The 14,411-nt window shown below is 74.1% G+C and carries 14 protein-coding genes; 12 read left to right on the forward strand and 2 right to left on the reverse strand.

Annotated elements, in window-relative coordinates; genetic code table 11:
• Positions 1-4 precede the first annotated feature (4 nt).
• From ANAEK_RS09385 to ANAEK_RS09425, 9 genes are all read left to right on the forward strand, one after another.
• Positions 5-727 carry a glycine cleavage system protein H gene (locus tag ANAEK_RS09385; RefSeq protein ID WP_012525916.1) on the forward strand — a complete coding sequence of 241 codons (723 nt, stop codon included), beginning with the start codon at positions 5-7 and terminating at the stop codon, positions 725-727.
• 17 nt (positions 728-744) lie between these two features.
• Positions 745-1,083 carry a c(7)-type cytochrome triheme domain-containing protein gene (locus ANAEK_RS09390; RefSeq protein WP_012525917.1) on the forward strand — a complete coding sequence of 113 codons (339 nt, stop codon included), beginning with the start codon at positions 745-747 and terminating at the stop codon, positions 1,081-1,083.
• A 109-nt stretch (positions 1,084-1,192) separates the two neighbouring features.
• A complete protein-coding gene (locus ANAEK_RS09395) occupies positions 1,193-1,897 on the forward strand; it encodes a glycine cleavage system protein H (protein WP_012525918.1) in 705 nt (234 codons plus the stop codon).
• Between the two features lie 563 nt (positions 1,898-2,460).
• Positions 2,461-3,486 (forward strand): cytochrome c3 family protein, encoded by a 1,026-nt coding sequence (locus tag ANAEK_RS09400; RefSeq protein ID WP_232288418.1) that lies wholly within the window; start codon positions 2,461-2,463, stop codon positions 3,484-3,486.
• A complete protein-coding gene (locus tag ANAEK_RS09405; RefSeq protein ID WP_011421053.1) occupies positions 3,483-4,208 on the forward strand; it encodes a formate dehydrogenase subunit gamma in 726 nt (241 codons plus the stop codon). Before ANAEK_RS09400 ends, ANAEK_RS09405 begins: the two co-directional genes overlap by 4 nt.
• The gene (locus ANAEK_RS09410; protein WP_012525920.1) at positions 4,186-5,178 is read left to right on the forward strand and encodes a M56 family metallopeptidase; all 993 of its coding nucleotides are present in this window, start codon (positions 4,186-4,188) and stop codon (positions 5,176-5,178) included. The genes ANAEK_RS09405 and ANAEK_RS09410 overlap by 23 nt, the downstream gene beginning before the upstream one ends.
• Before the next feature lie 8 nt (positions 5,179-5,186).
• A complete protein-coding gene (locus tag ANAEK_RS09415) occupies positions 5,187-5,747 on the forward strand; it encodes a hypothetical protein (RefSeq protein ID WP_232288419.1) in 561 nt (186 codons plus the stop codon).
• Positions 5,744-7,732: an ATP-binding protein gene (locus tag ANAEK_RS09420; RefSeq protein ID WP_012525922.1), complete on the forward strand. Its 1,989-nt coding sequence runs from the start codon at positions 5,744-5,746 to the stop codon at positions 7,730-7,732. The genes ANAEK_RS09415 and ANAEK_RS09420 overlap by 4 nt, the downstream gene beginning before the upstream one ends.
• A complete protein-coding gene (locus tag ANAEK_RS09425; protein WP_012525923.1) occupies positions 7,729-8,385 on the forward strand; it encodes a response regulator transcription factor in 657 nt (218 codons plus the stop codon). Before ANAEK_RS09420 ends, ANAEK_RS09425 begins: the two co-directional genes overlap by 4 nt.
• Before the next feature lie 327 nt (positions 8,386-8,712).
• On the opposite strand, the gene ANAEK_RS09430 is transcribed toward ANAEK_RS09425, so the two are convergent.
• Both ANAEK_RS09430 and ANAEK_RS09435 read right to left on the reverse strand, forming a co-directional pair.
• Positions 8,713-9,132: a hypothetical protein gene (locus tag ANAEK_RS09430; RefSeq protein WP_012525924.1), complete on the reverse strand. Its 420-nt coding sequence runs from the start codon at positions 9,130-9,132 to the stop codon at positions 8,713-8,715.
• 56 nt (positions 9,133-9,188) lie between these two features.
• Positions 9,189-9,617: a hypothetical protein gene (locus ANAEK_RS09435; RefSeq protein WP_012525925.1), complete on the reverse strand. Its 429-nt coding sequence runs from the start codon at positions 9,615-9,617 to the stop codon at positions 9,189-9,191.
• Between the two features lie 558 nt (positions 9,618-10,175).
• On the opposite strand from ANAEK_RS09435, the gene hemA reads away from it, so the two are divergent.
• From hemA to ANAEK_RS09450, 3 genes are all read left to right on the forward strand, one after another.
• Entirely contained in the window at positions 10,176-11,444 is a 1,269-nt protein-coding gene (gene hemA / locus ANAEK_RS09440; RefSeq protein WP_012525926.1) for a glutamyl-tRNA reductase, read from the forward strand.
• A gap of 72 nt (positions 11,445-11,516) precedes the next feature.
• Entirely contained in the window at positions 11,517-13,025 is a 1,509-nt protein-coding gene (locus ANAEK_RS09445) for a HAMP domain-containing sensor histidine kinase (RefSeq protein ID WP_012525927.1), read from the forward strand.
• Complete coding sequence (locus ANAEK_RS09450; protein ID WP_012525928.1) at positions 13,022-14,407, forward strand: sigma-54 dependent transcriptional regulator; 1,386 nt, start codon at positions 13,022-13,024, stop codon at positions 14,405-14,407. Before ANAEK_RS09445 ends, ANAEK_RS09450 begins: the two co-directional genes overlap by 4 nt.
• Positions 14,408-14,411 lie beyond the last annotated feature (4 nt).

Raw genomic sequence — 14,411 nt, forward strand, 5'->3', positions numbered from 1 at the left:
AGCCATGGCCTACGACCTGCTCTCCGTGTATCCGGCCAAGCTCCTCGAGTACGGACTCGGGATCGCCTACCTGCTGATGTTCATCCCGTTCTGGCGCTACGTCCAGGGCGGCAAGCCGGCGGCGGCCGAGGTCCGCGCCCCCGCCCGCGTCCCCGCGGTGGCGCCCGCGGCCCACCCGGTCGCGGCCCGGCCCGCGGTGGCCGGCTGGTTCCAGGTGCCCGCCGGCGTGCACCTGCACCCCGGCCACACCTGGGCGCGCCTGGAGTCCGACGGCCTGGTGGCGGTGGGCGTGGACGACTTCGCCCACAAGCTGGTGGGGCCGGCCCGCGTCGAGCTGCCCAGCGTCGGCGCCAAGGTCGCGCAGGGCGAGCCGGCGCTCGAGCTCGGCGACGGCGAGCGCAGCGTCCCGATGCTCTCGCCCATCGACGGGACCGTGGTGGCGGTGAACGCGGCGGCGCGCGAGCGGACGGACGGCGTCGAGGATCCGTACGGCGCCGGCTGGCTGTTCAAGGTGAAGGCGCCCCGCCTCGCCGCGAACCTCCGCCAGCTCTTCACCGACAGCGCCGCCAACCGGTTCCTGGAGGACGCGTCCGAGCGCCTCGCCATGCGGATGAGCCCCGAGCTCGGCCGCGTGCTGCAGGACGGCGGCGTGCCCATCCACGGCATCGGCCGCGCGCTGGCCGGCGACGACTGGGACGAGATGGCGCGCACCTTCTTCCTGACCTGAGAACGGAGATCACAGCCATGACGCTCAAGCTCTCGTGGTGCGGTGCGCTGGCCGGGCTGCTGCTGGGCGGCAGCGCGCTCGCGGGCGACCTCCCGAACCTGCCTCCGGAGCTCCCGCTCCCGCAGGGCGGCGACAGCCCGGGCCAGGTGACGTTCCGGCACGACAGCCACGTGGACTCGGCCAAGCCGGACTGCGTGTCCTGCCACCCGCGCCGGTTCGGGATCCTCGGCCGCTCGGCCAAGGAGAAGAAGCCGGCGGTGACGCACGCCGCGATGGAGAAGGGCGAGTCGTGCGGGGCGTGCCACGGCAAGCAGGCGTTCGGGTTCGACGACTGCACCATGTGCCACGCGCAGTGAGGGGGGCGCGTCGGCGGTCCCCGGCCCACTCGCTCCGGGCCGGGGACCGCAGGCGCGGGTCGATGCAGGCGCCCGGTGACGGGCGCGGGCTCGCAGTCGGGAGGAAGCCATGCAGAGCGTTCTCGAGGTCCTCCAGTCGATCGGCGTCTTCACCCTCGGCATCCTGGCCCGGTTCGGCCTCTTCCTGGCGATGGTGGCGGTCATCGTGGTCCCGGCGCTGATCATCGCGCTGGTGGTGCGCGGGCGCGCCGAGCGGCGCGAGCGGGCGCTCGGGATCCGCGACGTGGACGGCGTGCCGTTCCGCCCGGACCTGTTCTACGCGCCCGGCCACCTCTGGCTGCACCGGCGCCCGGGCGGCCGCGCGGTGGAGCTCGGGCTCGACGGCATCGCGCAGCGCCTGATGCCGGCGGTCACGGCGGTGGACCTGGCGCGGCCGGGCACGCGCGTGGCCCGCGGCGAGACCATCGCCACGCTGCACGGCGGCGGCCGCGCCCTGGAGATCCCCGCGCCGGTGGACGGCACGGTGGTGGGCGTGAACGTCTCGGTGGTGCGCGACCCGGCGCTGGTGAAGCGCGACGGCTACGGGCGCGGCTGGCTGGTCGCGCTCGCGCCGGTGGACGAGGCCTACGCGTCGATGCCGCGCGCCGGCGCCGCGGAGTCGTGGATGCGGCGCGAGGCGCAGCGCTGGAACCACTTCGTCGAGCACCAGCTCGGCTTCGCCGCGGCCGACGGCGGGACGCTGGTCGCGCCCGCGCCGTGGCTGGTCGGCGAGGAGGGATGGGCCGCCCTGACGCAGGCGTTCCTGCGGCCGTGAGGGCCGCGTTCGCGGCGGGTGCGGCGATCGGCCGCCCCACGCACGACTTTCGCGGGCGCGCGCGGGCGCGAGCGGGCGTGAGACCAGGTGCGGCGCGCGGCCGCACGGGTCACGACCGCCCGCGCGGCGCGCGCGCCGGCGTCGGCGGCGGGCGCGCCGCGGGCCGGGGCGGCGGCGCGCGGCGATCCGATCCCGTCGCAATCTGCGGGATTGCGTCCGGGGTGCGCGCGAGGGCGCAGGCGCGCCGGCGGGCGGTGCGCGATTGCGCGCAGGCGATCCGGGGGAGGCATTGCAGACCCGGTTGATGGACGTCAATCCTCCCCGGCCCCGGCGCAGAATCGTCGGCGGTTGCGCGAGGCGCGGGGGAGGTGTGCGGACGCCGCGATTCTTGCGCCGCATCTCGACCGGATGAATCCAGATCAATTCGTGCTGAATTCACGCGTGCTTATCCGGCCGGAGGCGTTGGACAATCCGTTCGCCCCCTGGTAGGAAGTGGCGCAATCCGTGGCTGTCACGGATTGACGCACCGACTCCTCCAGGGTGTGCAAATGATCCGACGCCTGTTGCCCCTCCTCCTCGCGTTCGCCGCGAACCCAGCCTGGGCGGGTATCCCGGCCGAGCAGGAGGACTGCCTCGGCTGTCACAGCGACCCGAGCCAGACCTTCGACCTCCCGAGCGGCGAGAAGCTCTCGCTGTACGTCGACCAGGACGCGTTCGCGAAGTCGGTCCACGGCGAGGCGCTCCGCTGCACGGAGTGCCACACCGACAAGACCAGCGACCACGCCACCGGCGAGCTGAAGTTCAAGACCCGCCGCGACGTGACCCGCGCCTACTACGAGCAGTGCAAGGGCTGCCACTTCGCGAATTACACCAAGACGCTGGACGGCGTTCACTACGCGGTGATGGCCAAGGGCAACGACAAGGCCGCGCTCTGCGTGGACTGCCACGGCGCCCACGACATCTCCCGGCCGGGCCAGCCGCGCACGCGCATCTCGAAGATGTGCTCGGGCTGCCACGCGGAGGAGGCGGACGTCTACGCGAAGAGCGTGCACGGCCGCGCGGCGGAGAGCAGCCCCGACGTACCGGTGTGCACCGACTGCCACCGCGCCCACGACACCACCGACCCGCGCGACGGCCAGCTCGCCATGCGCACCCCGGAGATCTGCGGGCGCTGCCACACCGACGAGAAGCTGATGTCGAAGTACGGCCTCTCCAGCAACGTCGTGTCGACCTACCTCTCCGACTTCCACGGCATGGCCGCCACGCTCCAGCGCAAGCAGAAGAACGCGCCGGACGCGCGCCTCGCCGCGGTCTGCACCGACTGCCACGGCGTCCACGACATCCAGTCGTCCAAGGACCCGTCGTCCACCGTGATGGCGGCCAACCTGCAGAAGACCTGCGCGAAGTGCCACGAGGGCGCCAGCGCGAGCTTCCCGAAGGCCTGGCTGTCGCACTACGAGCCCACGCCGCAGAAGGCGCCGCTCGTGTGGGGCGTGCAGGTCTTCTACAAGATGCTGATCCCGTTCATGGTGGGCGGGCTCGTGCTCCAGATCGCGCTGCACCTCTGGCGCGTGGTGGTGAACCGATGAGCGCTTACATCGTCCGCTTCAACCTGCAGCAGCGGATCGAGCACTTCATCACGATGCTCGTGTTCGTGCTGCTCTGCCTCACCGGCCTGCCGCAGAAGTTCTACACGGCCGGCTGGTCGCAGGCGGTGGTCGGCGTGTTCGGCGGCATCGACGTGGCGCGCTGGGTCCACCGCGTGTGCGGCCTGATCCTGGCCGCGTCCACGGTGATCCACTTCGCGAACGCGATCGCCGCGATGCTCTCGAAGAAGATCGGCTTCACCATGGTGCCGTCGAAGAAGGACTTCGAGGACGCCATCCTCCAGCTCAAGTACTACCTGGGCGTGACCGACAAGCACCCGATGTACGATCGGTACACGTACAAGGAGAAGTTCGAGTACTGGGGCCTGGTGTTCGGCAACGTCATCATGGTGCTCACCGGCTTCATCCTGTTCTTCCCGGTGACCGTCGCGTCGCTGCTCCCGGGCGAGGTGATCCCCGCCGCCAAGGTGGCCCACTCGAACGAGGGCCTGATGGCGTTCCTGGTGATCACCATCTGGCACGTGTTCAACGCGCACCTGAGCCCCGACGTGTTCCCGTTCGACACGTCGATGTTCACCGGCAAGGTCAGCCGCGAGCGCTACGAGCACGAGCACCCGCTCGAGCTCGCGCGCATCGAGGGGCGGGCGCCGCCCGCGGAGCACGGCGGCCACGCCTCGTCGCATGACGAGCGCCACGTGGGCTGACGTCCTCGCGCAGGCCATCTTCCACACCCTGGTCGCCTCGCTGTTCGTGGAGGCGCTGGTGCGGACCTGGCGAGTGCGCGACCCCGGCCAGCGGATCGCCCTGCGGCTCACCGCCCTGGGCTATCCGCTGGTCCTGTTTCCGGCCCTGGTGCTGCTGTTCCCGGTGCGGGCCGGCGACGCGTTCCGCGAGGGCGGCGCGCTGCTCGTCGGCCGCCGCTGGGCCGACGTGCGGCTGCTCGGGACCGGGATGTACCAGTGGTTCGTGGGCGGGCTGGCGACCATCGGGCTGGCGCTGCTGCTCATGGACCTGGTGCCGTTCCTGTGCCGCAGGCGGCGCGCGCGGCCGCCGGCGCGCGCGGTGCCGGACCCGGAGACCGCCGCGCGCCTCGGCGCCACGCTGGCCGAGCTGGCCGCCCGCCTCGGCACGCGCGTGCCCTCGCTGCTGTGGGTCGAGCGCGGCGCGCCGATCCTGTTCTGCACCGGCATCCGCAGGCCGGCGGTGGTGCTCTCGCGCGGCGCGCTCCGCCTGCTCGACGCGGCCGAGCTGCGCGCGGCGCTGGCCCACGAGCTCGCCCACCTGGCCCGCCGCGATCCCGCCGCGAGCTGGGTGGTGCTGCTGGCGCGCGTGGTGATGGGGTTCAACCCGGCGTTCCAGGTGGTCTCGCGCGCGCTGGCCCGCGACGCCGAGTGGCTCGCGGACGAGCACGCCGCGGAGGCGTGCGGCGATCGCCTCGCGCTCGCCAGCGGCCTGCTCAAGCTCCACCGCGCCACCGCCGGGCCGCCGCCGGTGCGCCGGACGCTGCCGCTCGCCGCCGCGCTGTCCGAGCCGCTCGCGCGCGTGCGCTCGCGCGACATCGAGCTGCGCTGCCGCCGCCTGCTCCAGCCGCCGGCGCCGCGCCTGCCGTTCGGGGCGGCGCGCGTCGCGCTGGCGGCCCTCACCCTGACGGCCCTGCTGTTCTTCGTGGTATGACCGGGAGCGTGACGCGCGCGCGCGAGGCGGGGCTCGAGCTCGCGCGGATGCTCGCGGCGCTGGTGTGGGTGGCCGCGACCTCCGCGCTGGTGATCGCCGCCCTCGGCGCGCTGCCCGGGTGGATCGCCGGGGAGGGCAGCGCGGTCCGCCACGCCGCGACCGTGCAGGAGGCCGAGCGCCGGCTCGGCGCGATGCTGATGCTGCCCGGCTACTTCCCGCAGCGGCTCGCCTGGCCGCCCTCGGAGATCCGGCTCGCCGGTGGGCGCCGCGGCTCCGCGGCCATCACGGTCGTCGATCGCAGCGGCGCGCCCGCCGTCCAGATCCTGCAGTCCACCGCGGAGGGCGCCGAGATCGCGGCGCCGCTGCTCGCCGATCGCAACGTGCTCCGCGTCCAGCGCACCACGGTGGGCTCGTACCCGGCCACGCTCTCCGCGGTGCTGGTGGCGGGGCAGCCCTGGCAGGAGCTGGCCTGGGAGCAGCGCGGCCGGACGGTGCTGCTCCGCACGCGCGGCGACCTCGACGAGCTGTACCACATGGCCCACAGCACGCACCCCGGGGGCGGCCGATGAGGCCCGGGCCCGAGGCCGGCGCGCCGCCCGCGCCGCCGGTGCCGCCCGCGCCCCCGCCCGCCCCGGCGGCGTACCGGACCGCGCCGCACCCGGCCATGCCGGGCGGCATCCGCCGGCGCGTCTACCTGCTGATGGCCACCGGCATCGCCGTCCCGCTCGTCATCATGGGCGCGACCGGGATCCACTGGGCGCGCAACCTCGACGATCGGGTGGTGGCGGGCCGCATGTCCGCCGCGGCCATGGCGGCGACGCACTTCGACGGCGTCCTGACCGAGGACCTCGAGGTGCTGCAGCGGCTCGCCTCCGGCGTGGCCCAGACCATGGGCAACGCGGACCTCGAGGAGGAGCGGCGCGTGGTGGCCGACGCGTACCACCAGTTCCGCCACCGCGAGGGCGTCTACCTGCTGGACGCCGAGCGCAACGTGCTCGCGGAGGCGCCGGGCGGCCCGCGCTCGGCGGCGCCGGCCGACGACCTCACGGTGGTGGACGAGGTGCTGCGCACCGGGCTGCCGCGCCTCTCCGGCGCGGAGCAGGGCGCGCGCGGGCGGGTGGTGCACGAGCTCGTCCCGGTGCGGAGCTGGCAGAACCAGATCATCGGGATCGCCGGCGGCACGTTCGACCCGTCGCGGCGCGGCTTCGATCGCGTGCTGCAGCACCTGCGCCGCGGGGAGAGCGGCTTCGCCGAGCTGATCGACGCGGGCGGCACCATCATCGCGAGCACCGTGCCGGCCCGGGTCGGGCGCCGCACCGAGTGCCGGGCGCACCTGGGCGAGCTGGTGAAGGACAAGCGGGCCCAGGCGGCCCGCTGCGACGGCTGCCATGGCGAGTGGGGCGTGAAGGCGGCGGCGCCGGCCGAGCTGATGGTGTTCGCGCCGCTGGCCGCGGCGCCGTGGGGCGTGGTGGTGCGGCAGCGCACCGCCGAGGCGCTGCCGACCGAGGGCGACGTGCCCTGGTGGCTGGTGGCGGCCGGCCTGGCGGCGCACCTCGGCATCGCGGCGGCGTTCGCCTGGGGCGCGGCGCGCAGCGTGACCCGGCCCATCGGCGTGCTGACCGGCGAGGCGGAGCGCATCGCGGGCGGCGAGCTGGACTGGTCCATCCCCGACCTCGGCACCGACGAGGTCGGGCGCCTGGGGCGCTCGCTCGACCGCATGCGCCTGGCGCTCCGGCGCCTGCTCGACGACGTGGCGCGGGTGAACGCCGAGCTGGAGCAGCGCGTGGAGGAGCGCACGCACGCGCTCAACGAGGCGTACGCCCAGCTCGCCGCGCGCGAGGAGGCCCGCGCGCAGCTCCTCCGCAAGCTCATCTCGGCGCAGGAGGACGAGCGCAAGCGCATCGCCCGCGAGCTGCACGACGAGACCAGCCAGAGCCTGGCGGTGCTGGCCATGGGGCTCGAGGCGGCCCAGGACGCGATGCGCGGCGGCAAGGCGCCGCGCCTGGAGGAGGTGAAGGCGGTGGCGGTGCGCACGCTGGAGGACGTGCACCGCATCATCCTGGACCTCCGCCCGTCGGTGCTCGACGACCTCGGGCTGCTGTCCGCGATCCGCTGGTACGCGGAGCGCCAGCTCGGCACGCGCGGCATGTCGGTGCGCTGCGAGTTCGGGGAGCTGGACCGGCGGCTGCCGCCCGAGATGGAGACGGCGCTGTTCCGCATCTGCCAGGAGGCGATGAGCAACATCGCCCGCCACGCCCAGGCGACCGCGGTGCTGGTGGAGGTCGCGCTGGAGGACGACGTGTTCCGCATCGACATCGAGGACGACGGGCGAGGCTTCGACGCGGAGGCCGTCGCGCGCCGCGAGGGGCGGCGCTCCTGGGGCCTCATGGGCATCCGCGAGCGCGCCGAGATCCTGGGCGGCAGCGCCACGGTGGAGTCGGCGCCGGGGAAGGGCACCCGCGTCGAGGTGCGCATCCCGGTGCCGCGCGCCACGACCGAGCCGGGCCCGGCCGCCACCGGAGCGGAGGCGGACGCCGAGGGGAGGGGAACGTGAGCGACAAGATCCGGGTGGTCATCGTGGACGACCACGCCATCCTGCGCGAGGGCGTGCGCGCGCTGCTCCAGCTCCAGCCCGACATCGAGGTGGTCGGCGAGGGCGCCGACGGGATGCAGGCGCTGGAGCAGGTGGAGCGGCTCGATCCGGACGTGGTGCTGATGGACATCGCCATGCCCGGGCTGGGCGGCATCGAGGCCAGCCTCCAGCTCAAGAAGCTGGGGCGGCGCGCGCGCATCCTGATCCTCTCGCAGTACGAGGATCGCGAGTACGTCCGCCGCCTGCTCAAGGCCGGCGTGTCGGGCTACGTGCTCAAGAAGTCCGCCGGCGCCGAGCTCGCGAACGCGGTCCGCGCGGTGCACCGGGGCGGCCTGGTGCTCGACCCGGAGGTCGCGCGCACCGCCATGGAGGAGGCCGGCCCGGCGGCGCCCGGGGAGGCGGATCCGTACGAGTCGCTCACCGACCGCGAGAAGCAGGTGCTGAAGCTGGTGGCGGAGGGGCGGAGCAACAAGGAGGTGGCGGACGTGCTCGGCATCAGCGTGAAGACCGCCATGAGCCACCGCGAGCACGTCATGGAGAAGCTCGGGGTCCACAACCGCACCGAGCTCGTCCGCTTCGCGATCCGCAAGGGCGTGATCCGCGTGGACGAGTAGGGCGTCCGGGGCCGGAAAGAAGAGATGCGGCGCAGCCGCCGGCCCCCACCGGAAGCTGCCCGCATCGGGTGAAGAACCGCAGCCCCCCTCCCAGAGTGCCGCCGTTCTCCAGCCCCGGCAGGTAGCACGTGCCGTGCCCGCGCCGGAGCTCCGTGCTGCGCGGGTCAGCCCAGCGAGATCCGGCGGTTACGCGGGCGGCGCACCGGCGGTCCTGGGTGGGTTCACCCATCCCTTCGGGCGCGTGGGGGAATGGCCCCACCCGACCCACACTCCCAAAGAAAGAGGCCGGCGGCAATCGCCGCCGGCCCCGGTCCCCGCCCCCTGCAGCTACTCGTCGCCGCGCTTGCGCGCGATCTCGTCCTCGAGCGCCTTCAGCTCCTTCGTCGGCGCGGCGCCCGGCGCCTTCTCCTCCTCCTCGCCGGGCTTGCCGGTGAAGTGCGCCTCACCAGGGCGCCACCCGGGGTGGACGGTGGCGGCGAGGTCGGCCGCGCCCTCCTTCACCCCGCCGGTCACCTTCTTCACCACCGCGTGGACCAGGAGCGCGAACCCGATCACCGGCATGAACATCAGGAACAGCGCCCCGAGCACCGGGACCACGACCAGCAGCAGCGGGAACGGCACCTTCACGAACCGTGCGCCGCTGCCCGGGAGGCGCCCGCCCTCCGACGGGACCACCTCGACCGCCCACGCCCTCGGGTTCCAGTAGTAGCCGCCCTTCACGTTCGCTCCGCCCGTGTACTTGGCCATGACCGTCTCCTTCCGTGCTGCTCCGTCGACCGTGGGACCGCGGTGGACCGCGCCGCTCAGCCCTGGCGCCGCTTCTCCTCGATCTCCTTCTCGAGCGCCTCGAGCTTCTCGTCGCGCGCCGAGGGCCCCTTCTCCTCGACGCCGCCGTTCTCCGGGGACTTGCCGGTGAAGTGCGCCTCGCCGGGCTGCCAGCCGGGGCTCATGGTGGCGGCCAGCTCCTCGGCGGGGCCGCGGAAGGTGCGGACCGCGCGCGTCGCCACCGCCTGCGCCAGCAGCACGAAGCCGATGACCGGCATGAACATCAGGAACGTCGCGCCGAGCACCGGGGTGAGCACCAGCGCCAGGGCCACCGGGATCCGCCGCCACTCGCCCTTGCCCTGCGGGAGGCGCTCGCCGTCCTTCGCGACCGGCTCGATCGCCCACCGGGAGAGGTTGAGGTAGTAACCGCTCTGCACCGCGCTGCCGCTCTTGAACGTGTTGGCCATTGATTGGCTCCTTTCGATTGGCAATGTCTCGCCAATCGAGCGGCGAAGAAATTGGGACGATGCCCGAGCCGCGCGGGAAAGATTCCGGGGCGCGGACCGGCGCGGCGCCGGAGCGGGCCGGGGCGCGAGGCCGGGGACGGGCCGGCGCGGGCACCGGGGCCGGCGGGCCGCGCGGGCCCGAGCGCCGCGGGCGCGGACACCGGAGACGGGGTCGGGCGGATTCCCGATGTGCGCCGGCGCGCGGGCCGGCGCGCCGGAGGCGGCGCCGCGCCGGGCGGCGGCGCACGTCCGGGCGTGAACCAATGCGGACCTGGGGAGGCGGTGCGGCGCGGTGGCGCGAGGAGGTCCACTCGAGGAGCTAACCCTGCGACGTTGCGCGCAGGATCGAGGGATCCCCCGGGCTCCCGGCGGGCCCGCAGCGGTTTCGCCGGCGGGGACCCATGCCCTGGTCCGGCGCAACCCTTGCGCGATCCGGGGCGCGCCGATGCTGAAATCCTGCACGATCTCGTGGGGCACGCCGCTTGCTCGCATGCCGCCCGTTCCCGAAAGGAGCGCCTCGTGCTCGTCGCAGTCGGGCTGAACCAGAAGGGCGCCACGGTCGCAGACCGCGAGGTCCTCGCGCTGCCGTCGGAGGAGCTGCTGGACGCGCTCACCGCCTTCCAGGCGCTCGACGGCGTGGACGAGGTCGCGATCGTCTCGACCTGCTACCGCGTGGAGATCTTCGCGGCCGCCCGCTGCCCCGCCGCCGCGGAGCTGTCGCTGCGCCACGCGATGGAGGCGCGCGCCGGCCGCCCGCTCCCGCTGTTCGAGCTCCAGGGCGAGGAGGCGTTCCGGCACCTCGTCCGCGTCGCCTCCAGCCTCGAGTCCGCCATCCTGGGCGAGCCGCAGATCCTGGGCCAGGTGAAGGACGCGTTCCACCGCGCCGCCGAGGCGGGCGCCGCCGGCAAGGAGCTCGCCTCGGTGCTCTCCCGCGCGCTCGCGGCCGCGAAGCGCGTCCGCACCGAGACCGCGGTGGGCCGCGCCGGCGTGTCCTGGGGCAACGCCGCGGCCGCGCTCGCCAGCAAGGTGCTCGGCCCGCTCGCCGGGCGGCGCGTGGCGGTGATCGGCGCGGGCGAGATGGCCCGCCTCACCGCCCAGCACATGCGCGACGAGCGCGCCTCGGTGGTGGTGCTGAACCGCACGCTCGCGAACGCGGAGGCGCTGGCCGCCGAGGTGGGCGGCGAGGCCCGGCCGCTGGAGGCGCTGGAGCAGGAGCTGCTGCGCGCCGACGTGGTGGTGTCCGCCGCGCCGGCCGCGCCGCCGGCGCTGGCCCCGGCCGTCATGCAGCGCATCCTGCACGCCCGCCGCAAGCGGATCGTCATGGTCGACCTGGCCGTCCCGCGCGCCATCCCCGCCGAGACCGGGGCGCTGCCGGACGTCTACCTGTGCGACGTCGACGACCTCGATCGCGTGATGAAGGCCGCCATGGCCGAGCGCGCCCAGGCGGCCCAGCACGCCGAGCGGATCGCCGACGAGGAGGTGCAGAAGTTCGCGCGCGCCGAGGCCGAGCGCCGCGCCGCGCCGCTCATCCAGGAGATGCGCAGCCGCGCCAGCGCCATCGCGCGCGAGGAGGTGGAGCGCACGCTCCGCCGCCTCGGCGAGGACCCGGAGCTCGCGAAGCGGCTCGACGCCATGGCGGGCTCGATCGTCTCCAAGATCCTGCACGCCCCCAGCACGCGCCTGCGCCAGGCGGTGTGCGACGGCGGGGCCAACGACCCGCTGGTCGCGGCCGCCGTCCAGATCTTCGACCTGTCCGCGGCGCCGGCCGCCCGGGGCGACGCCGCCTAGCGGGGAGGCCGGGCCTTCCCCGGGCCCGGAATTCCTGAGATATTGGCGCGCGTTGTCTCACGGGCCGACCGCATGAACCTGCTCGAGCGCAGCTACCGGAGCCTGGACTCCAGCATGCGCGCGCGCGTGCTGGTGCCGACGGCGCTGCTGTTCGCCGTGACGCTCTCCGCGATGGTGGCCGCCGCCGTGCACTTCTACGGCGCCGACATCGAGAGCGGCCGGCAGGACCGGGCCGAGCTGTTCGCGACCATGGTCTCCTCGGGCGTGTCGAACGTGATGCTCTCGGGGAAGCCGCGCGAGGTGAGCACGCTGCTGGAGGCCCTGGTGGCCCACCGCAGCGACCTGCTCTCCGCCAGCCTGATCGCGCCGAACGGCTACATCTCCATCTCCACCAGCCCGGCGCTGCTGGGGCGGGTGCCGTGGTCCGAGGTGAACCGGGTCGAGGGCACCACCGTGGTGGTGGGGCCGGGCGGCAACGACGCCGAGTACGCGGTGCTCCAGCCCATCGTGAACGCCGAGTCCTGCGCGCGCTGCCACGGCACCCAGAGCCACGTGAACGGCTGGCTCGACCTGCGCTTCACCCGCGAGCCGGTGCTGGAGGCGCAGGCGCAGCTCGCGAAGACGCTGTCGCTGTCCGCCGGGGCCGCGCTCGTGTGCCTGCTCGGGATCCTGCTCTGGCTGCTGGGCCGCGAGGCGGTGACCCCGCTGCAGCGGCTGGTGACGGTGATGCGCCGGGCCGAGGCGGGCGAGCTCTCGGTGCGGGCCGACGAGGGGCGCCCGGACGAGCTGGGCGTGGCGGCGCGCGGCTTCGACGCCACGCTGGCGGCGCTGCGGCGCAGCCAGGCCGAGCTGGAGGCGTTCTACCGCGAGCGCATGGTGCGGGCCGACCGGTTCGCGGCGGTGGGCGAGATCGCCACCGGCCTGGCGCACGAGATCAAGAACCCGCTGGCGGGGCTGTCCGGCGCGCTGGAGCTGCTCGCCGAGGACTTCTCCGACGACGCGCGCCACTCCGACATCGTCACCGAGATGCAGCACCAGGTGCGGCGGCTCACGCACACCATGGAGAGCCTGCTCAGCTTCGCCCGCCCGGCCAAGGCGAAGCTCCGCTCCACCGACGTGAACGCCACGCTCGAGAAGGTGCTGTTCCTCATCCGCCAGCAGTCGCGCGACGGCACCCTCGAGCTGGTCCCCGAGCTCTCGCCCGGGCTCCCGGCGGTGCTGGCCGACCCGTCGCAGCTCGAGCAGGTGTTCCTCAACATCTGCCTGAACGCCTGCCAGGCGATGATCGCGACCCGCCGCGGCGGGCGCCTCACCGTCCGCTCCCGCGCCGGCGACGGCACCGTGAGCGTCGAGGTGGAGGACACCGGCCCGGGCATCCCGGCCGACCTCCGCGCCCAGATCTTCAAGCCGTTCTTCACGACCAAGCGCGAGGGGAACGGGCTCGGCCTCGCCATCTCCGCGCGCATCGTGGCGGAGCACGGGGGCCACATCGGCTACCGCTGCCCGCCCGAAGGCGGCACCACCTTCACCGTGACGCTGCAACAGGCGCGGCCCCAGCGCGCCCCGGAGCACGCCGCATGAACAGCACCCCGGCCCGCATCCTCGTCGTGGACGACGAGAAGCTCATCCGCTGGTCGGTGGCGGAGCGGCTGCAGCGCGGCGGCTACGAGGTCCTCTCGGCCGAGTCGGGCGAGCAGGCGCTGGAGATGGTCGCCGCCACCCCGCCGGACGTGATGCTGCTCGACGTGCGCCTCCCGGGGATCGACGGCGTCCAGACGCTGCAGCGCGCGCTGTCGCTCCACCCCGAGGTGGCGGTGCTGATGATGTCGGCGCACTCCACCGTGGACATCGCGGTGGAGGCCATGAAGCACGGCGCCATCGACTTCCTGGTGAAGCCGTTCCCGTTCCAGCAGCTCGACGAGGCGGTGGAGCGCGCGCTCGCGAACGTGCGCACCCGCCGGCAGATCGCCACGCTCACCAGCGACAAGCGCGGCGCGAGCGCGGTCGAGGCGGTGGTGGGCTCGTCGGCGGCCATGGAGCAGGTGCGCTCGATGATCTCGCGCCTGGCCGGCAGCGACACCACCACCGTGCTGATCGAGGGCGAGAGCGGCTCCGGCAAGGAGGTGGTGGCGCGCGCCATCCACTTCCGCAGCGCGCGCGCCGACAAGCCCATCCTCCAGGTGAACTGCGCGGCGCTCCCCGAGCACCTGCTCGAGTCGGAGCTGTTCGGCCACGAGCGCGGCGCGTTCACCGACGCGCACGCCCAGAAGCGCGGCCTGTTCGAGACCGCCGAGGGCGGCTCGGTGATGCTGGACGAGATCGGCGACCTGCCGCCCGGCGGCCAGGCCAAGCTCCTCCGGCTCCTCGAGAACAAGACGTTCCGCCGGGTGGGCGGGGTGCAGGAGCTCCGCGCCGACGTGCGCGTGATCGCGGCCACCAACGTGAACCTGGAGGAGCGGGTGGCGGAGGGGCGCTTCCGCGCCGACCTGTTCTTCCGCCTCAACGTGGTGCGCATCGTGGTGCCGCCGCTCCGCGAGCACCTCGACGACGTGCCCATCCTCACCGCCCACTTCGTCGCGCGCTTCGACCAGGAGATGAAGCGGCAGGTGAAGGGCGTGGCGCCGGCGGCGATGGAGCTGCTCAGGGCGTACCACTGGCCCGGCAACGTCCGCGAGCTGCGCAACGTGATCGAGCGCGCCTTCATCCTGCACGCCGGCGCCGACGAGATCCGGCCCGAGCACCTGCCGCCCGAGCTGCGCAAGGCGGCCGCCCCCGGCGGGAAGCGCCCGGAGAAGCTGGTGCCGCAGGTCACGGGGGAGGGGCTGGTGCTCGACGACGTGGAGCGCAAGCTCATCGCCGAGGCGATGGAGCGCGCCAGCGGCAACCAGTCCAAGGCGGCGCGCCTGCTGGGCGTGTCGCGCGACACGCTCCGCTACCGCCTCAAGAAGCACGGCATGGCGTAGCGCC

This window comes from Anaeromyxobacter sp. K (genome assembly GCF_000020805.1).
GTDB lineage: Bacteria > Myxococcota > Myxococcia > Myxococcales > Anaeromyxobacteraceae > Anaeromyxobacter > Anaeromyxobacter dehalogenans.